This window comes from Arthrobacter sp. efr-133-TYG-118, from assembly GCF_030209755.1.
GTDB lineage: Bacteria > Actinomycetota > Actinomycetes > Actinomycetales > Micrococcaceae > Arthrobacter.
This window is the reverse complement of the sequence record NZ_JARVRH010000016.1, coordinates 30,101-47,251: the sequence shown is the minus strand read 5'-3', so window position 1 is coordinate 47,251 and position 17,151 is coordinate 30,101. Positions and strand designations below refer to the sequence as shown.

Sequence of the window (17,151 nt, the reverse complement as noted above, 5' to 3'; positions counted from 1 at the left end):
GCCTTCCAGTCAACTGAGATTAAGCCTAGCGAGCAATTGTTTCGATCGGATGACACGTCGGTTACCCTTCGCGGACGTGCTTTCCCGGGGTCTCTGGCTCCCTGCGAACAAGCCACGCGGTGCTGTTCGCGGGAAGTCTCCCGTCCGTGACTACTGAACTGCTGATGAGGATTTCCCCGTCAGGAAGGGCGATTGGCTGGTCTTGGAAGTTCGTGACCGACTCCCACCCGCCGTCGCGTTGGAAGTGCAGAACATCCGGGTACCCGGAGTCCACCCACCGCAGCCTTTCGGAAGACTGCAGCCTGCGCCGCAGGCGAAGGGCGTCCCTGTACATCCACAAGGTGGATGACGGATCGCCCTCCTGAGTTTCAACCGACAACCTCCCGAAGCCCGCGGGCTGCGGTAAATGGGCGGCCGCCGTGCCAAAGCCGAACGAGGGGCCACCCGCCGACCAAGGCAAGGGGATACGGCAACCGTCGCGGCCGACGTCGACGTCCCCGTTACGGAAGAATGTGGGATCCTGGCGCGCTTCATCCGGGATGTCCGCGATCTCATGAAGACCAAGCTCCTCGCCTTGGTATAAATAGGCAGAGCCCGGAAGTGCAAGCATCAGGAGCGTCGCAGCCCGCGCGCGGCGCAGCCCGAGGTTTCTCTCAAGGGCAGGACGGGTCCCGCCGGTCAGCAACCACGCCCGCCCGGGCCATATGGTGCAGTGGGCATCCTTGGGAGGAAGCCCGTATCGCGTGGCGTGCCGGACGACGTCGTGGTTTGAGAGAACCCACGTCGAAGAGGAGCCGGACTTACCCGAGAGCGCCAGGTCCTCGGTGATCACAACCCGGAACTGGCCAGCGTCGAAGTCGGCACTGAGGAGATCGAAATTGAACGACTGGCCCAGGCTGTCCGGACTCGCGAAGCGGGCACGCCGGCTCGGCGCCACCCAGGCCTCCGCGACTGCAGTGCGCGGTGGATCGTACTCGTTGAGTACCTTCCGCCATTCGGCGTAGATGGAATGAACCCCATCGCGGTCCCAGAACGGATGGCTTCCGTCCGTTGTGGCACTGTCCAACTCTGCCCAGGTGGCAAGCGGGTCGGCCGTCAGGTCTTTTGCAAGCCCGTGGGCGACGTCGACGCGGAAGCCGTCCACTCCACGGTCGGACCAGAACCTGAGCGTGGCCAGGAAGTCGGCGCGGACCTCCTGGTTCTCCCAGTTGAAGTCTGGCTGCTCACGGGCAAAGAGGTGGAGGTAGAACTGGCCGTCCCCGACAGGCTCCCAGGCGGGGCCGCCGAACATCGACTCCCAGTCGCTCGGCGGCTGCGCCCCGTCCGGACCAGTGCCGTCACGAAAGATGTAGCGATCGCGTTCTGGCGATCCCTTCGGGGCGGACAGCGCCTCCTTGAACCACGGGTGCTGGTTGGAGCTGTGGTTGGGGACGATATCGATCACGAGCTTGATCCCGGCGTCGTGCAGCGCGGCGATCATGGCGTCGAAGTCAGCCAGGGTGCCGAGCTTCGGATCGACGTCGCGGTAATCGTCGACGTCGTAACCCCCGTCGGCGAGCGCCGACGGGTAGAAGGGACTTAGCCAAACGGCGTCGACGCCGAGCGCCGCGAGGTGGGGAATGCGCGAGGTAATCCCGACGAGATCACCGATGCCATCGCCATTCGAATCGGCAAAGCTTCGGGGGTAGATCTGGTAGACGGCGGCCTGCCGCCACCAGTCGGGGTCTTCGGTGATCCCGTCAAGACCGACTTCCGGCGTTGTCTGCACTGCGTTTGGCATGGAAGTCCTTTCAGCTGCCCGGTTCCGAAGGAGCGCCTTTGGGCGCTGAGGCATTTCCGATAATGGATGAATAGACGAGCCCCGAGTCCTTGACGGTCCGGACCTGCGTTTCGTAGTCGACGTGCACCATGCCGAAGCGCTTCTCGTAGCCCCATGCCCACTCATAGTTGTCGAGCAGGGACCAGAGGAAATACCCGCGAACATCCGCTCCTTCGTCAATCGCATCCGCGACGCTCTCAAGGTGGTCCAACACGTACTGGGTGCGTTCGACGTCGTGGACGCGTCCCCGCTCAGTGATTTCGTCGTCGAAGGCCGCTCCGTTTTCCGTCACGTACAGCGGCGGAAGGTTCGGGTACTCCTTGCCGAGTCGAGCGAGGAGATGGCGGAGTCCGTCCGGGTTGATCTCCCAGTCCATCCCGGTGCGGGCGAGACCGCGCGACGGGAAGGTGATGTGTTCCGAACCGACGTACGGCGATGCGATCTTGCGGTCTGTCGCCACGGCGAAGCCCGAGTCACCCTCCGGGAGCGGACGTCCTGACACGTTGTCATCGTGGTAGTAGTTCACGCCCAGGAAATCGATCGGCGTGGATGTGGTCTCGAGGTCGCCGTCGTGGACGAGTTGCTCGAAGCCCAGGCCCGAGACGTCGTTCTGGAAGTCATCCGGGTACCTTCCAAGGACAAGGGGTTCCAGGTAAATGCGATTCTGAAGGGCGTCGAAGCGGCGGGCGGCGTCGACGTCCGCCGGGTTCCCTGGATCTGCTGGAATGGCGTTCGACAGGTTGAGGGTGATGCCGACGTTTTGGGCGCCAAGTTCACGCAGGCTGCGCGCAGCGAGCCCGTGCGCAAGGTTCTGGTGGTGTACCGATGCGAGCCCGTCCTCACGGGATGTCCGGCCCGGGGCGTGAAGGCCGGCCGCATAGGACAACAAAGACGAACAGAACGGTTCGTTGAAAGTGGTCCAGTGCTGGACGCGATCGCCGAGCGCGCTGTACACCACTTCGGCATAGTCCTGGAATCGGAAAGCGGAATCGCGGTTGGCCCAGCCTCCCTTCTCCTCAACGGCTTGGGGCATATCCCAGTGGTACAGGGTCAGCCACGGCAGGATGCCCGCGTCAAGGAGCTCGTCGACCAAACGGGAGTAGAAGTCCAGCCCGGATTGGTTGACCGCACGGTCCCCCGGCTTGATGCGCGCCCAACTCGTCGAAAATCGATAGGACCCAAGACCCAGTCTCTTCATGAGTGATACGTCTTCGGGCATCCGGTGATAGTGGTCCACGGCAACTTCGGGCGTGTCCCCGTTGGCGACCGCTCCCGGGATCCGTGCAAACGCATCCCAGACACTGTCTTCCTTGCCGTATTGGTGGGCGGCGCCTTCGATCTGGCCGGCCGCTGTGGCTGACCCCCAGAGGAACCCGGGAGGCCAAGCGCGGTGCCCCAGAGACCTGGCTTGCTCCACCTGGGTAGCAGGGAATGTTGTGACAGTCACGAGAGAAATGTTCCTTCGACGAGCCGATGTTATGCGCTTAGATTACACAGTCCGCATTTCGTGGATGTAACGCGGGCGATGCCCTCGCGCCGTCGTAACCTTCTTTGATTTCGGAAAGCGCTTGCGACACGGCGTGTCCTGTCATTTCGACGCCGGGACTCGGCAAAGAAGGTCGGGACGGACACAGCCACCCCTCCAAAGTGGCACAAAAAAATCCCCGGAACCAATGGTTCCGGGGATTTAATTTTGTGGCAGATGAGGGATTCGAACCCCCGTAGGCGTTGCCAGCTGATTTACAGTCAGCCCCCTTTGGCCGCTCGGGTAATCTGCCGAACTTCAAAAGAAGTCACTCCCGATCATCGTTTCGTTTCCGATCCGGTAAGCGCGAGCAAGACAACCTTACAGAACTTCGGCCGAAGAATCGAATCGAGCCCTCAGAGCCCCACAATCAGCGGAAATCTCAGGCTAACCAAGGATCCGGCCGGCCAGCTTGGCCTCGAAACTGGCCGCCTGCTCCAGGGTGATCTGGTTGAGCTGCACGGCCCGCAACAGGTCCGCGTGGATGCCATCCATCCGCGATGCCGCGTCCGGGACCGGGCTCAAGACCACCGACGCCGCGAGCGCTGCGGCTGCAACCGCGCTTGCGGCGGTGGCGGCAGCCACTCCGATTGAACCGGCGGCGGCAGCAGCTGACTTGGTGACGTATCGGACGGCCTGGTTGCTCATGGTGCTCCCTTTCAGGACAGGTTCTTCAAACTGATACAACTCTGTCGGGGCAGTCTCAGTTCCGGCCATGCGTGTGCTGTGAGCGAACTGTGAACGCTCAGCACACGCCGGGCGCTTCCGTATTAGGCTGGTTGGCAGACAAAGCCGCCCGTTTCCGGGCCGCAACGCACCAATCAAACGCAACGCACCAATCAAAGGAGAGTCATGGCAGGCGAATCCACATTCGACGTCGTCAGCAAGGTAGACAAGCAGGAAGTCGCCAACGCGCTCCACCAGTCCCAGAAGGAAATCGCACAGCGATACGACTTCAAGGGCGTCGGCGCCGAGATCGACTTCAGCGGCGAAAAGATCCTCATGAAAGCCAACTCCGAGGACCGCATCCTCGCCGTCCTGGACGTATTCCAGTCCAAGCTCATCAAGCGCGGCATCTCCCTGAAGTCCCTCGACCAGGGCGAGCCTTACCCCTCCGGCAAGGAATTCCGCCTGGAATGCTCCATCAAGGAGGGCATTGCCCAGGACATCGCGAAGAAGATCAACAAGATCATCCGCGACGAAGCCCCGAAGTCCGTCAAGTCCCAGATCCAGGGCGACGAGCTCCGCGTCACGTCGAAGTCGCGCGATGACTTGCAGGAAACTATGAACATCCTGAAGAAGTTCGAAGAGGCCGATCTCCAGTTCGTGAACTTCCGCAGCTAAGACTTCGCTGCGGCCCAGGCCGCCATCCAGAAGTACGACGACGGCGCGTTGCCCCCTGAGCGGGCAACGCGCCGTCGTCGTTAATGGGGTCAGGCGCGTCACGCCGGGCAATTTTTTGGAGTCGAGGTCTGGCGGAGACCCCAGGATTCCGCGACTTCACCGATCCGCGGACGCCAAAAGACTGCAGCGCGTGACAACCACCTGCTCGTAATGTCCGGCAATTACGACACGTTTCATTTGCGTAATCGGATGAAACGGGTACTGTACCTTCTTAGGCGAGCCTAAGTGTGGCTCCCCTAACGAAAGATTCCACATGACCGCGAACTTCCTGATCGGCCTGCGTGAGGGCCTTGAAGCCACCCTCGTTGTGGTCCTTCTTATGGCCTACCTGGTCAAAACCGGACGGCGCTCGCTGCTCCCCCGGCTTTGGGCCGGCGTCGGCATCGCCGTGGCCGTATCCATCGCCTTCGGGGCCCTGCTCACCTTCGGTCCACAGGGACTGACTTTCGAGGCGCAAGAGGCGATCGGGGGCGGACTGTCCATTGTCGCCGTCGCGCTCGTCACCTGGATGGTCTTCTGGATGGCACGCACTGCCCGCAGCCTCGGCGGCGAGCTGAAATCCCAAGTGGACAAGATGGCCGACGGCGCCGCGTGGGGACTCGTGGTCGTGGCGGCACTCGCGGTGGGACGCGAAGGACTCGAGACGGCACTGTTCCTTTGGGCTGCTGCCCAGGCCGCCGGCGAATCGTCGCAGCCGCTGCTCGGCGCGCTGCTCGGCCTGGTCGTTGCCGCAGGACTCGGATACCTGCTGCACCGCGGAGTCCTCAAGGTCAATCTCTCCCGCTTCTTCACGTGGACCGGCGTCGGCCTCATCGTGATCGCGGGCGGCGTGCTGGCTTATGGCATCCATGACCTCCAGGAAGCCGGAATCGTGCCCGGGGTCCACAACCTCGCGTTCGACGTCTCAGCGGCCATCCCGCCGTCGTCCTGGTACGGCACCCTGCTGAAGGGCACCCTCAACCTCTCCCCCGCCACCACCTGGCTCGAAGCGGGAGCCTGGTTGCTGTATGTGATTCCGGTGCTCTACTTCTACATTCGGGCCAACGGTTCCGCTCCCGCGAAATCTTCCGGCAACGCCGCCGCTCCCCAGGCCGCCAAAGCCGCCTAAACGCTTCCCGCACTCCACAACAGAAGGAAACCCCATGCCTGGCACTCCCCTGCCCAAAATCGCGCTGCCCAAAATCGCCTCCCGCCGTCGGAAGTCCCTTGCCATCGTCGCCGCGGCCGCCGCCGTTCCCCTGGTACTCGCAGGCTGCACGGACAACACAAAGACGCCCGGTTCCAGCGCCTCCGCCGGACCGATCCAGGTCACCAGCACCAAGACCGAGTGCAACGTCTCCATCGGAAGTGTCCCCAGCGGCAACCTGAGCTTCGCAGTCAAGAACGAAGGCACGGAAATCACCGAGTTCTACCTCCTCGCCGAAGACGGCTTGCGGATCGTCGGCGAAGTGGAGAACATCGGCCCCGGCCTGACCCGCAACCTGGTGGTCACGGCTCCCGCAGGAAAGTACACCACCGCGTGCAAGCCTGGCATGCAGGGCGACGGTATCCGTGCCGCCTTTGAAGTCACGGATTCCGGAAACAAGACCGGCGTCAATGCCGATTTCCAGAAGCTTGTGGACACCGGCGTCCAGCAATACACCGCGTACGTCAAGGACCAGACCGAGCAGCTCGTGACCGGCACCAAGGCCTTCGCCGATGCCTACGCTGCAGGCGACGCAACCAAGGCCCGCGAACTCTACGCCGCGACCCGCATGCACTGGGAGCGGATCGAGCCCGTAGCGGAATCCTTCGGCGACCTCGACCCCAAGCTCGACGCCCGCGAAGCCGACCTTGAGCCAGGTCAGGAATGGACCGGCTGGCATCGCGCGGAGAAGGACCTGTTCCCGCCGGCAGGCTACACGGCATTGACGGGCACCGAGCGAGCCAAGATCGCCACGCAGCTCGTTTCCGATACCGAGGAGCTCGGCAAGCGCACCCGCACGGTGGTGCTCTCCGCGGACAAGCTCGGCAACGGCGCCAAGGAACTCCTGGACGAAGTCGCGCGCGGCAAGGTCACCGGCGAGGAAGAAATCTGGTCCCACACCGACCTCTGGGACTTCCAAGCCAACGTCGACGGCGCCCGGATCGCCTTCGAAAACCTCAAGCCCGCGCTCGCCCAGAAGGACCCCGCCTTGGCCACGAGCCTCGACGAGAAGTTCGCTGCCCTGCAGGCCGAGCTCAAGAAGCACGCCAAGGGTGACGGCTTCGCGTACTACAACGAACTCAGCCCCGCCGGGGTCCAGCAGCTCGCCGCGCTCGTCGACGCCCTGGGAGAGCCCCTGTCCAAGCTCACCTCAGCCGTGGTCCTGTGAGCGGCTGCCCTTTCAACCACGAGCCCGCTGAGGCGCCCGACGGCGGGCCCGCCGACGCGTCCGTCGCGTCCGCCGCTGAGGCGCCCGACGGCGGGCCCAAGCGCGGCCTGTCCCGTCGCGGACTGTTCTCCCTGGCCGGCGTGGGCGGTGCCGGTGCGGCGGCCGGCCTTGCCGCCGGCTTCTTGAGCCATGATGCCGTAGCAGCCGTGGCGGCACCGGCCAGCATGGCAAGCGATGTTGTTCCGTTCCACGGCGAACGCCAAGCCGGCATCATCACTCCCGCCCAGGACCGCCTCCACATGGCCGCCTTCGACGTCACCGTTGAAGACCGGGCGGCCCTGATCAAGCTCCTGAAGGACTGGACGGCCGCGGCGGAAGCCATGACGGCCGGCCGCACAACGGGCGCGACCGGCGCCGTCGACGGCCCCTATGACGCGCCACCGGAAGACACCGGAGAAGCCCTCGATCTGGCGGCAGGCAAGCTGACGTTGACGTTCGGCTTTGGTCCGGGCCTCTTCGAAAAGGACGGCGAGCCCCGCTTCGGCCTGGAGCACCGCCGTCCCGACGCCCTGATCGACTTGCCGCGCTTCCCCGGCGACGCCCTTCAGCCAGAACGTACCGGGGGTGACCTTGTGGTCCAGGCCTGCGCCGACGATCCCCAGGTCGCCGTGCACGCGATCCGGAACCTCGCACGCATTGGCTTCGGGAAGGTGCGGGTCCGCTGGTCCCAGCTGGGCTTCGGCCGCACCTCGTCCACGTCCCGGGCCCAGGCGACCGCGCGCAACCTTTTCGGTTTCAAGGACGGCACGGCCAACTTGAAGGCGGAAGACACAGCACTCCTGGACGAGCACGTCTGGGCCACCGCCGGAACCCGCCCGGGTGAAGCGTGGATGGAGGGAGGCAGCTACCTTGTCTCCCGGCGGATTCGGATGCATATCGAGATCTGGGACCGCACGTCGCTCCGCGAACAGGAAGGGCTGATCGGCCGCACGAAAGGTGCCGGAGCGCCATTGTCCGGAGGGGAAGAATTCACGGCGCCGGACTTCGGGATCAAGGGCCGCGACGGCGAGCCGCTGATTCCCATCGATTCCCACGTCCGCCTCGCCCACGCGGACCAGAACAACGGCGTCAAGATGCTTCGCCGCGGATACAACTACACCGACGGCTCGGACGGGCTCGGCCACCTCGACGCAGGCCTGTTGTTCATCGCCTTCGTCAAAGACCCGCGGACGCATTATGTGCCTATGCAGATGGCCATGGCAAAGAGCGACAAGCTGGCCCTGGAGTACCTCCAGCACACGGGATCGGGCCTGTTCGCGGTGCCTCCGGGCATTAAGGCGGGCGGCTTCATTGGTGAGGGCTTGTTCGCATGAAGCCGCCCGTCGTCGAACGCGGCACCGTAGGGTGGCTTACGGGACCGCTGGCTAGGAAAGCGGCCGTCCGGCCATCCGTTCGAGCCGCTCGATGCGCTCACGCATAGGCGGGTGGGTGGCGAACAGCTTGGTCATGGCCCCGCCGCGGAACGGGTTGGCAATCATAAGGTGTGAAGTATTCACGAGGCGCTGATCCTGTGGCAGCGGGACCTGCTTCACGCCCGCTTCGATCCTGCGGAGGGCTGAGGCGAGCGCCAGCGGATCGCCGGTGAGCTCCGCGCCGTCGTGGTCGGCGTCGTACTCCCTGGTACGGGAAATGGCGAGCTGGATCAGCGAGGCGGCAAACGGCGCCAGGAGCGCCATGGCGATCATGGCAATGGGGTTGGCGTTCCGCCGATCCCCGCCGCCGAAGAACAGCAGCATCTGGCCCACCGAGGTAATGACGCCGGCGACTGCGGCCGCGATGGACGAGGTGAGGATGTCGCGGTTGTAGACGTGCATGAGTTCATGCCCGAGGACGCCTCGGAGCTCGCGCGCGTCGAGCAAGTTCAGGATGCCCGCGGTGCAGCACACGGCAGCGTTCTTCGGATTGCGTCCCGTGGCGAAGGCATTGGGGGTCATCGTCGGAGAAACGTAGATCCGCGGCATGGGCTGGTTCGCCCGCACGGAGAGTTCCCGGACGATCTGGTACAGCTGCGGAGCCTGCGCTTCCGAAACCGGGTACGCGGCCATGGAGCGGATGGCGATCTTGTCGCTGTTCCAATATCCATAAGCAGTTGTCGCAATGCCGATCAGTGCCATGATCCAGATGGGCGACGCGCTGCGGGTGCCCACGCCGATCACGGCTCCGAGTCCCAGCAGCACCGCCCAAAGCACACCGAATAGCGCTGCGGTCTTCAGGCCATTGTGATGATTATGCACTTCACTACTTTCTTGCAGTACGGCTTTTGTCTTGCATTGCATGCTGGTTCTGATCCGATTAACGCCGACGGCGGCCCGTACGTTCCGCCCAACTGGCTCGCATTTAATGTCGTTCTGGGCCGTTTTAACGACAATAACTGTCAGCTACTTGGGCGTGGGGCTCAACGCGGGCTAGGGCATCGGGTGGAGGGAATCGTACCTGAGGAATCCGCGCTGGCCGCGCGCCACGAGCCACGCCAGCAATGCGCACAGCACGCCGCCGAGGAGCAGCACCCAGCCTTCGCTGAGAACTTTGGTGACGCCACCGGCGAGCATGTCTCCCACTCTCGGACCACCGGAAACCACCACGATGAACACGCCTTGCAACCTTCCCCGCATGTGGTCCGGAGTGGCCGATTGCAGGATGGTGGTGCGGAAGACCGCGCTGACGGAGTCCGAGATCCCGGCAAGGGCACAGCACAGGGCCGCCGGGATGATCCAGAGCGTCACCCCGCCGCGCCCCGCGTCCCCGGCCAGGACAACGACCAGGCCGAAAGCTGCGATCGAGAAGCCCCATCCGGCCACGGACCACACCACCGCGCTGCCCTGGCGCCGCACCCTTCCCAAGGGCCCGGAGAACAGCCCCGCCAAGAAGGCGCCGACAGCGACGGAGGCGAGCAGCACACCCACGGTAGTGTCGCCACCCCCGATCATCGTGGCTCCGATCGCGGGCATGAGGGCGCGCGGCTGGGCGCAGATCATGGCAATGAGGTCGATGATGAAAGTCATGCGGAGGTTGGGCCTGGTGCCCAGGAAACGGAAGCCCTCGACGACGGAACGCAGGCCGGGTGCCGACGCGTTCTCAGCGGCGGGAAGGGCCGGGAGCCTGAAAAGGCTCCACAGCGCGAAGGCGAAGCTCAGGGCATCGATCGTGTAGGTCCAGCCAAAACCGCTCGAAGCAACCAGCACACCGGCCAGCAAGGGGCCAGCCGTCATGGAAATGCCCATGTTGAGCATGCTCAGCGCGTTGGCGGCGGGCAGCAGCTCCTTCCGGACCAGCAAGGGAATGATGGCGCTGCGTGCCGGCCCGTTGATGCCCTGCGCGCCGCTCTGGATCGCGACGAGGACGAACAGGATCCAGACATTGTTCAGCTGGAACCACGCTTGGAGTGCCAGGGCCACGCTGCAGCCCCACAAAACGAGGGACGCGACAATGGCGACTTTCCGCCGGTCATACGCATCCGAAAGAGCACCGCCGAACAAACCCGCGATCACGAGCGGAACCAGGGCAAAGATGCTGAGCAGGCCCACGTAAAGGCTTTGTTGGGTGATGCTGTAGACCTCAAGGCTCACGGCAACCAGGGTCAGCTGGGATCCGACCATCGACACCGAAGAGCCCAGCCACAGGCGGCGGAACGCGGGGCTTTCGCGAAGCGGGGTCATGTCAGCCAGGAGTTTTGCCACCGTCCAACCCTACCCACCAACGCGTCCGCCCTCCCGGAGCGCCGCGTGCCGCCGTCGGGCGCCCAAGTCCGTGCCGCCGTCGGGCGGGTTCATCCGAAGTTAGCCTCACCTTATTGTGAAGTACTCATAATAAGTGCTTCAATGGGCGTATGGCAGATCACACGGCAGACCAGGAAGCGTGGGCTTCCGCCCTGCATTCCCACGGACGCCGCGTGACCAAGCAGCGTCTTGCGGTCCTTGCGGCCGTTCAGCACAATCCACATTCCCCGGCCGAAGGCATCCTGGCTGCCGCGCGCAAGGATCTTCCCGAACTGACAGCGCAGTCTGTTTATGTGGTGCTGAGCGACCTCACGGACCTACAGATGCTGCGGCGCTTCGAACCGCCCCACTCTCCCGCGCTGTACGAGACGCGGGTGGGCGACAACCACCACCACGCCGTCTGCATCAGCTGCGGCCGGGTGGAGGATGTCGACTGCGCCGTAGGCCATGCCCCCTGCCTCACCCCGCACTGGGACGAGCACTCCAAACCCATGACCATCCAGATCGCAGACGTCCTGTACCAAGGCATCTGCCAGGACTGCCAAGCCAAACAACAGCTTCCTACTCAAACGCAAGTAACCCACGAAATAGGAGAACGATGACCGCGAACATCTCGACCACCCAGTCGGGCGCCCCCGTCACCTCGGACGCGCATTCCAAGTCCGTTGGCGCCGATGGTGCCATCATCCTGACCGACCACTACCTGGTGGAAAAGCTCGCCCAGTTCAACCGCGAGCGCGTCCCGGAGCGTGTTGTCCACGCCAAGGGTGGCGGCGCTTTCGGTACTTTCAAGACTTCCTCGGACGTTTCCCAGTACACCAAGGCAGCTTTCCTCCAGCCGGGCGTCGAGACGGACATGCTCATCCGTTTCTCCTCCGTTGCAGGCGAGAACGGCTCCCCGGACACCTGGCGCGACCCCCGCGGCTTCGCCGTCAAGTTCTACACGTCCGAAGGCAACTACGACCTCGTGGGCAACAACACCCCGGTGTTCTTCATCCGCGACGGCATCAAGTTCCCGGACTTCATCCACTCCCAGAAGCGCCTCCCGGGCACCCACCTGCGCGACGCCGACATGCAGTGGGACTTCTGGACCCTGTCCCCCGAGTCCGCGCACCAGGTCACCTGGCTCATGGGCGACCGTGGCCTGCCGGCTTCCTGGCGTGAAATGCAGGGCTACGGCTCGCACACTTACCAGTGGATCAACGCCGAGGGCGAGCGCTTCTGGGTCAAGTACCACTTCAAGTCCAACCAGGGCGTCAAGTCCATCTCCGGCGACCAAGCAGCTGAGCTGGCCGGCTCGGACGCGGACTTCTACATCCGCGACCTCCAGGAAAACATCGCCGCCGGCAACTTCCCGTCCTGGGAACTGCACGTCCAGGTCATGCCCTACGAGGACGCCAAGACGTACCGCTTCAACCCGTTCGACCTCACCAAGGTGTGGCCGCACGCGGACTACCCGCTGATCCACGTAGGCACCATGGAGCTCAACAAGAACCCGGAGAACTACTTCGCGCAGATCGAGCAGGCCACCTTCGCGCCGTCGAACTTCGTTTCGGGTATCGCTGCGTCCCCGGACAAGATGCTGCAGGCCCGCATCTTCTCCTACGCTGACGCACACCGCTACCGCGTGGGCACCAACCACGCCCAGATCCCGGTGAACCAGCCGAAGAACCAGGTCAACAACTACAGCCAGGACGGCGCGGGACGTTACCTGTTCAACGCTCCTTCGGTTCCGGTCTACGCACCGAATTCCGTGGGTGGCCCGGCGGCTGTTGAGCCGCAGAACCCGGCCGGAGGCTGGGAGAACGACGGCGAGCTGACGCTCTCCGCACACTCCCTGCACGCCGAGGACGGCGACTTCGTCCAGGCCGGCGCGCTGTACCGCGAGGTGTACGACGACGGCGCCAAGGCCCGCTTGCTGGATACCATCACGGGCGCTGTGGGCGGCGTCAAGAGCCCCGGCATCAAGGAACGCGCCATCCAGTACTGGACCAACGTCGATGCTGAACTCGGCGCCAAACTGCGCGCCAACCTCGGCGCCGGCGAGGGCGAGTCGGCTTCAGAAGCAGCCAACAAGCTGTAACAACCTCCATAAACGAAGCAACCCCGCTGCGGATTCTCCGCGGCGGGGTTGCTTTCTTAATGGGCATGTACACCCGCTCGATGGGCATGTATTCCGGGGCTTGTTTGCGATTCCTGAGCTTGTAGCTTGTGGAATGGGAAACAAGGTACGGATCCAGGGGCGTGCCTCTCAGCGGCGAGGTTCCACGGCGGGTTCGCGGGCGGGTTTTCCGCGACGGGTTTCCACCGAGGGTTTTCCACCGAGGGTTTTCCACCGAGGGTTTTCCACCGAGGGTTTTCCACCGAGGCTTTTCCACATAGCCGACAATGACTCTGGCTAGCTCGGCATTGTGATCCATAGGATCCTTACATGAGCACATTTACCGGGATCCCCGCCGAGGCCATCGCCTTTTATGCCGAACTTGAAGAGAACAACAACCGCGAATGGTGGCTGGCGCACAAAGACATCTACGACTCCGCCGTGAAGGAGCCATTGACGCTGTTGCTGGAGGAGCTTGAGCCACGTTTCGGGCCCGGCAAGGTTTTCCGTCCGAACCGGGATATCCGCTTCTCCCAGGACAAGTCCCCTTACAAGACGGCACAGGGAGCGTTTGCAGCGGACAAGGAGGGCGTGGGCTACTACCTTCAGCTCAGTGCAGACGGCCTGTTGATCGGCGGCGGATGCCACTCGCGCACCCCGGAGCAGATTGCCCGGTTCCGCGCCGCCACGGATTCGCCGGCCAGCGGGGAGGAACTCCAGAAAATCGTGGATTCCATCGCCGCGGCCGGTTTCGCGGTGGAAGGCGAGAAGCTCAAGACCGTGCCGCGTGGGTTCGACAAAGACCATCCACGCGCCGAGCTCTTGAAGCACAAATCGTTGTCTGCCGGGGTGACTTTGGGCGAACCGGAATGGATGTCCCAGCCCTCAGCCAAGGAAGAAATCGCCAGGCGTTGGGAGGTACTGCGTCCTCTCGTGGAGTGGGTCAACGAGCACGCGGCGCCGTAATCGTTGGGGTCGTTGCGGGCCGTGAGTCCGGCCTGAGCAGTGAATCCGTCCCAGGGTCAGACCTTGCTGAGGCTGTCCTCGTCGTCGCTGGAATCGCTGGACCCGCTGGAGCCGCTTGAATCGCTGTTCCTACCGGAAACAGATGCCGTCCCGGACACGGCGGCCTTCGCCGAAGCGAACTTCTCGTTGAGGCGGGAGTGGCGCTGCCCGTAGGCAAAGTAGATGGCAAGTCCGATTGCCAGCCAAATGGCGAAGAAGATCCAGGTCTCCACGGCCAGGTTTGTCATCAGGTAGACGCAGAGGACAGCCGAGACCACGGGAAGCACCTTGCCGAACGGAACCCGGAAAGCCGGCTTCAGATCCGGGCGCTTCTTACGCAGGACCAGGATGCCAAGGCTCACCATCACGAAGGCCGAGAGGGTACCGATGTTGATCATTTCTTCGAGGAGATCCACGTTGGTCAGACCTGCGACGATCGCCACGGCAGCGCCACAGATGATCTGGAGCCGGACCGGCGTCGAACGCTTGGCGCTGGTCTTGGACAGCGCGCGGGGAAGCAGACCGTCGCGGCTCATGGCGAGGACCACGCGGGCCAGGCCCATGAGCAGCACCATGATGACGGTCGTCAACCCGATGAGGGAGCCAAAGGCAATGACCTTGGCCGCGTCGGTGTTTCCAACCGCTTCGAAGGCCGTGGTCAGGGTGGGGTTCTTGGCTTCGGCCAGCTGCGTGTAGGACACCATGCCCGTCAGGGCCAGGGAGACCAGGATGTAGAGCAACGTCACGAGCGCCAGTCCGCCGAAGATGCCCCGGGGCAAGGTCTTTTGCGGGTTCTTGACCTCTTCCGCGGAGGTCGCAACCACATCGAAGCCAATGAAGGCAAAGAACACCAAGGCGGCGCCGGCAAAGATGCCCAGCGTTCCGTACTGGGCCGGAACCGCGCCAGTGAGGAAGCCGAAGAGGGACTGCTTCATGACATCCGCACCGTCGCTGCCTCCGGTAGGCTGCGATGCCGGGACAAAGGGCGCGTAATTGGAGAATTTCACGTAGGTGAAGCCCACAACAATCACGAACAGCACCACGGCGATCTTGATCAGGGTGAAGACGTTGCCTACTCGCGCGGAGAGCTTGGTGCCGAGCACCAGGAGCAACGTGAAGATGGCAACAATCAGGAAAGCGCCCCAATAGAGATCCACACCGGCGATGTTCAAGGCCGGGGGCATATCCACACCCATGAGAGCAAACACTTTGCTCAAGTAGATTCCCCAGTACTTGGCGATCACGGCAGCAGCAGTAAACAGTTCAAGGATGAGGTTCCAGCCAATGATCCAAGCAAGGACTTCACCCATTGTGGCGTAGGTGAAGACGTAGGCGGACCCAGCGACCGGGATCGCAGTAGCGAATTCGGCGTAGCACATGATGGCCAAGGCACACGTGACCGCTGCGACGGCGAAGGAGATTGTCACGGCGGGGCCGGCAAAGTTCGCAGCGGCCTTGGCACCAACAGAGAAGATCCCAGCGCCGACGGCAACGGCAACGCCCATGATCATCAGATCCCAGGTGCTGAGGGAACGCTTGAGCTTGCGTCCGGGCTCATCAGCGTCCGCAATGGACTGCTCGATCGATTTGGTCCGGAAGAGGTTCATAGAAGAGTCCACAATCTTGATGAGGTGCTAGAAACAGACTTATCAAGAGTAGTGTCCAGCCAATGGACCCCCACATTTGTCCCAAATCGTGAGACGCAAGCGCCGCCTATCTTCAGGGCTTGGGGACGTTCCAATCCATCAAGGTGGAACGGATCAGGAAGCGTTTCCCCTCGGGCGATTCCACCGAGAAACCGCTCCCGCGGCCGTCCACTACGTCCACCGTCAGATGGGTATGGGACCAGTAATTGAACTGCTCCCGGGACATCCAGAACTCCAAGGGCTGCGCCCGTTCGGGCTGGCCGATGTCGAAAAGTCCGAGCAGAACGTCCGAATCGCCGGTAATGAATTCGCCGGCGGGGTAACACATGGGTGAGGAACCGTCGCAGCAACCACCTGACTGGTGGAACATGAGCGGACCGTGCTGCTCCCACAGCTTTCGGAGCAGTTCGATGGAAACGGCGGTGAGCGCCACCCGGGAAAAGTCTTCCCCGGGCAGCGTCACTGCGGCGTCAAGCCTGTTGTGGGGCATTAGAACCTCAGCACCACGCGGCCGTCGATCTTGGCGTGCTTCATTTCGTCAAAGACCGCGTTGACCTCGGAGAGCTCGCGCGTGGACACGGTCGGATGGATCTTGCCCTGCGCGTAGAAGTCCAGCGCTTCCTCCAGGTCCTGGCGCGTCCCCACGATCGAGCCACGGACGGTCAGGCCCTTGAGCACAATCTCGAAGATCGGCGCGGGGAAGTCCCCCGGCGGAAGACCGTTGAAGACAATGGTCCCGCCACGCCGGGCCATGCCGATCGCCTGCCCGAACGCCGACGGATGCACCGCCGTGACCAGGACACCATGGCAGCCCCCGGTTTCCCGCTGGATGACTTCCGCCGGGTCTTCGTGCAACGCGTTGACCGTCAGCTCGGCACCATGCTTCTTGGCGAGGGCGAGCTTGTCATCGGCGATGTCCACCGCGGCCACCCTCAAACCCATGGCCACCGCGTACTGCACCGCGATATGACCCAGGCCGCCGATACCGGAAATGGTGACCCATTGGCCCGGCCTGGCCTCGGTCATCTTCAATCCCTTGTACACGGTGACACCGGCGCACAACACCGGAGCGACCTCCACCGGATCCGAACCAGCCGGAATCCGCGCGGCGAACCGGCTGTCCACCAGCATGTACTCCCCGAAGGAACCATCCACGCTGTAACCGGCGTTCTTCTGGGCTTCGCACAGCGTTTCCCAACCAGTCCGGCAGAACCGGCAATCGCCACACGCGGACCAGAGCCAGGCATTGCCCACCAGGTCCCCGACGGCCAGGTCCGTGACGCCCTCACCAAGGGCCACCACTTCGCCCACCCCTTCATGGCCGGGCACGAACGGCGGTGAAGGCTTGACCGGCCAGTCCCCCTCCGCGGCATGCAGGTCCGTGTGGCACACCCCCGTGGTCATCACCCTGACCAGCGCTTCCCCCCGGCCGGGAACAGGAACCGGAAGGGACAGGATCTGAAGGTCTTTACCGAATTCAGTTACTACGGCTGCTTGCATTGTCGTCGTCATTGGCGAAAT

At 63.5% G+C, this 17,151-nt stretch carries 15 protein-coding genes and 1 tRNA gene; 7 read left to right on the top strand and 9 right to left on the bottom strand.

The window, feature by feature from the left end:
- Window positions 1-61 precede the first annotated feature (61 nt).
- The 4 genes from QRN59_RS14640 to QRN59_RS14625 all read right to left on the bottom strand — a co-directional run bounded on the left by QRN59_RS14640 (window position 62) and on the right by QRN59_RS14625 (window position 3,992).
- Window positions 62-1,780: a glycoside hydrolase family 13 protein gene (locus tag QRN59_RS14640; protein ID WP_284983229.1), complete on the bottom strand. Its 1,719-nt coding sequence runs from the start codon at window positions 1,778-1,780 to the stop codon at window positions 62-64.
- Between the two features lie 10 nt (window positions 1,781-1,790).
- Window positions 1,791-3,266 (bottom strand): GH1 family beta-glucosidase, encoded by a 1,476-nt coding sequence (locus QRN59_RS14635; RefSeq protein WP_502871060.1) that lies wholly within the window; start codon window positions 3,264-3,266, stop codon window positions 1,791-1,793.
- A 249-nt stretch (window positions 3,267-3,515) separates the two neighbouring features.
- Window positions 3,516-3,597, bottom strand: a tRNA-Tyr gene (locus QRN59_RS14630).
- A 134-nt stretch (window positions 3,598-3,731) separates the two neighbouring features.
- Window positions 3,732-3,992 (bottom strand): hypothetical protein, encoded by a 261-nt coding sequence (locus tag QRN59_RS14625; RefSeq protein ID WP_284983228.1) that lies wholly within the window; start codon window positions 3,990-3,992, stop codon window positions 3,732-3,734.
- Between the two features lie 204 nt (window positions 3,993-4,196).
- Here QRN59_RS14625 and QRN59_RS14620 point away from each other — a divergent pair, with 204 nt between their 5' ends.
- The 4 genes from QRN59_RS14620 (at window position 4,197) to efeB (ending at window position 8,475) form a co-directional block, all read left to right on the top strand.
- Window positions 4,197-4,688 (top strand): YajQ family cyclic di-GMP-binding protein, encoded by a 492-nt coding sequence (locus QRN59_RS14620; RefSeq protein ID WP_059387254.1) that lies wholly within the window; start codon window positions 4,197-4,199, stop codon window positions 4,686-4,688.
- 313 nt (window positions 4,689-5,001) lie between these two features.
- Complete coding sequence (gene efeU, locus QRN59_RS14615) at window positions 5,002-5,856, top strand: iron uptake transporter permease EfeU (RefSeq protein WP_284983227.1); 855 nt, start codon at window positions 5,002-5,004, stop codon at window positions 5,854-5,856.
- A 34-nt stretch (window positions 5,857-5,890) separates the two neighbouring features.
- A complete protein-coding gene (gene efeO / locus QRN59_RS14610; RefSeq protein WP_284983226.1) occupies window positions 5,891-7,102 on the top strand; it encodes an iron uptake system protein EfeO in 1,212 nt (403 codons plus the stop codon).
- Window positions 7,099-8,475: an iron uptake transporter deferrochelatase/peroxidase subunit gene (efeB, locus tag QRN59_RS14605; protein WP_284983225.1), complete on the top strand. Its 1,377-nt coding sequence runs from the start codon at window positions 7,099-7,101 to the stop codon at window positions 8,473-8,475. Before efeO ends, efeB begins: the two co-directional genes overlap by 4 nt.
- 51 nt (window positions 8,476-8,526) lie before the next feature.
- Here efeB and htpX read toward each other — a convergent pair whose 3' ends face one another.
- Together htpX and QRN59_RS14595 are read right to left on the bottom strand one after the other, a co-directional pair.
- The gene (gene htpX, locus QRN59_RS14600) at window positions 8,527-9,396 is read right to left on the bottom strand and encodes a zinc metalloprotease HtpX (protein ID WP_284983224.1); all 870 of its coding nucleotides are present in this window, start codon (window positions 9,394-9,396) and stop codon (window positions 8,527-8,529) included.
- A 171-nt stretch (window positions 9,397-9,567) separates the two neighbouring features.
- Window positions 9,568-10,839 carry an MFS transporter gene (locus tag QRN59_RS14595; RefSeq protein WP_284983223.1) on the bottom strand — a complete coding sequence of 424 codons (1,272 nt, stop codon included), beginning with the start codon at window positions 10,837-10,839 and terminating at the stop codon, window positions 9,568-9,570.
- Window positions 10,840-10,988: 149 nt separating this feature from the next.
- Here QRN59_RS14595 and QRN59_RS14590 point away from each other — a divergent pair, with 149 nt between their 5' ends.
- The 3 genes from QRN59_RS14590 (at window position 10,989) to QRN59_RS14580 (ending at window position 13,945) form a co-directional block, all read left to right on the top strand.
- Window positions 10,989-11,480, top strand: coding sequence for a Fur family transcriptional regulator (locus tag QRN59_RS14590; protein ID WP_184738401.1), 492 nt, complete (start codon window positions 10,989-10,991; stop codon window positions 11,478-11,480).
- Window positions 11,477-12,961 (top strand): catalase, encoded by a 1,485-nt coding sequence (locus QRN59_RS14585; RefSeq protein WP_284983222.1) that lies wholly within the window; start codon window positions 11,477-11,479, stop codon window positions 12,959-12,961. Before QRN59_RS14590 ends, QRN59_RS14585 begins: the two co-directional genes overlap by 4 nt.
- Window positions 12,962-13,309: 348 nt before the next feature.
- Entirely contained in the window at window positions 13,310-13,945 is a 636-nt protein-coding gene (locus QRN59_RS14580; RefSeq protein ID WP_284983221.1) for a DUF2461 domain-containing protein, read from the top strand.
- A gap of 56 nt (window positions 13,946-14,001) precedes the next feature.
- On the opposite strand, the gene QRN59_RS14575 is transcribed toward QRN59_RS14580, so the two are convergent.
- The 3 genes from QRN59_RS14575 to adhP all read right to left on the bottom strand — a co-directional run bounded on the left by QRN59_RS14575 (window position 14,002) and on the right by adhP (window position 17,142).
- Window positions 14,002-15,591 (bottom strand): amino acid permease, encoded by a 1,590-nt coding sequence (locus QRN59_RS14575; RefSeq protein WP_284983220.1) that lies wholly within the window; start codon window positions 15,589-15,591, stop codon window positions 14,002-14,004.
- Window positions 15,592-15,703: 112 nt separating this feature from the next.
- Window positions 15,704-16,120: a DUF779 domain-containing protein gene (locus tag QRN59_RS14570; RefSeq protein WP_284983219.1), complete on the bottom strand. Its 417-nt coding sequence runs from the start codon at window positions 16,118-16,120 to the stop codon at window positions 15,704-15,706.
- Window positions 16,120-17,142 (bottom strand): alcohol dehydrogenase AdhP, encoded by a 1,023-nt coding sequence (gene adhP / locus QRN59_RS14565; protein ID WP_284983218.1) that lies wholly within the window; start codon window positions 17,140-17,142, stop codon window positions 16,120-16,122. Before adhP ends, QRN59_RS14570 begins: the two co-directional genes overlap by 1 nt.
- Window positions 17,143-17,151 lie beyond the last annotated feature (9 nt).

Bases quoted from the DNA above. Each gene is read 5' to 3' on its own strand.
- QRN59_RS14640 (WP_284983229.1), bottom strand. From the start codon at position 1,780: ATGCCAAACGCAGTGCAGACAACGCCGGAAGTCGGTCTTGACGGGATC.
- QRN59_RS14625 (WP_284983228.1), bottom strand. From the start codon at position 3,992: ATGAGCAACCAGGCCGTCCGATACGTCACCAAGTCAGCTGCTGCCGCC.
- QRN59_RS14620 (WP_059387254.1), top strand. From the start codon at position 4,197: ATGGCAGGCGAATCCACATTCGACGTCGTCAGCAAGGTAGACAAGCAG.
- efeU (WP_284983227.1), top strand. From the start codon at position 5,002: ATGACCGCGAACTTCCTGATCGGCCTGCGTGAGGGCCTTGAAGCCACC.
- efeO (WP_284983226.1), top strand. From the start codon at position 5,891: ATGCCTGGCACTCCCCTGCCCAAAATCGCGCTGCCCAAAATCGCCTCC.
- QRN59_RS14590 (WP_184738401.1), top strand. From the start codon at position 10,989: ATGGCAGATCACACGGCAGACCAGGAAGCGTGGGCTTCCGCCCTGCAT.
- QRN59_RS14585 (WP_284983222.1), top strand. From the start codon at position 11,477: ATGACCGCGAACATCTCGACCACCCAGTCGGGCGCCCCCGTCACCTCG.
- QRN59_RS14580 (WP_284983221.1), top strand. From the start codon at position 13,310: ATGAGCACATTTACCGGGATCCCCGCCGAGGCCATCGCCTTTTATGCC.
- QRN59_RS14575 (WP_284983220.1), bottom strand. From the start codon at position 15,591: ATGAACCTCTTCCGGACCAAATCGATCGAGCAGTCCATTGCGGACGCT.
- QRN59_RS14570 (WP_284983219.1), bottom strand. From the start codon at position 16,120: ATGCCCCACAACAGGCTTGACGCCGCAGTGACGCTGCCCGGGGAAGAC.
- adhP (WP_284983218.1), bottom strand. From the start codon at position 17,142: ATGACGACGACAATGCAAGCAGCCGTAGTAACTGAATTCGGTAAAGAC.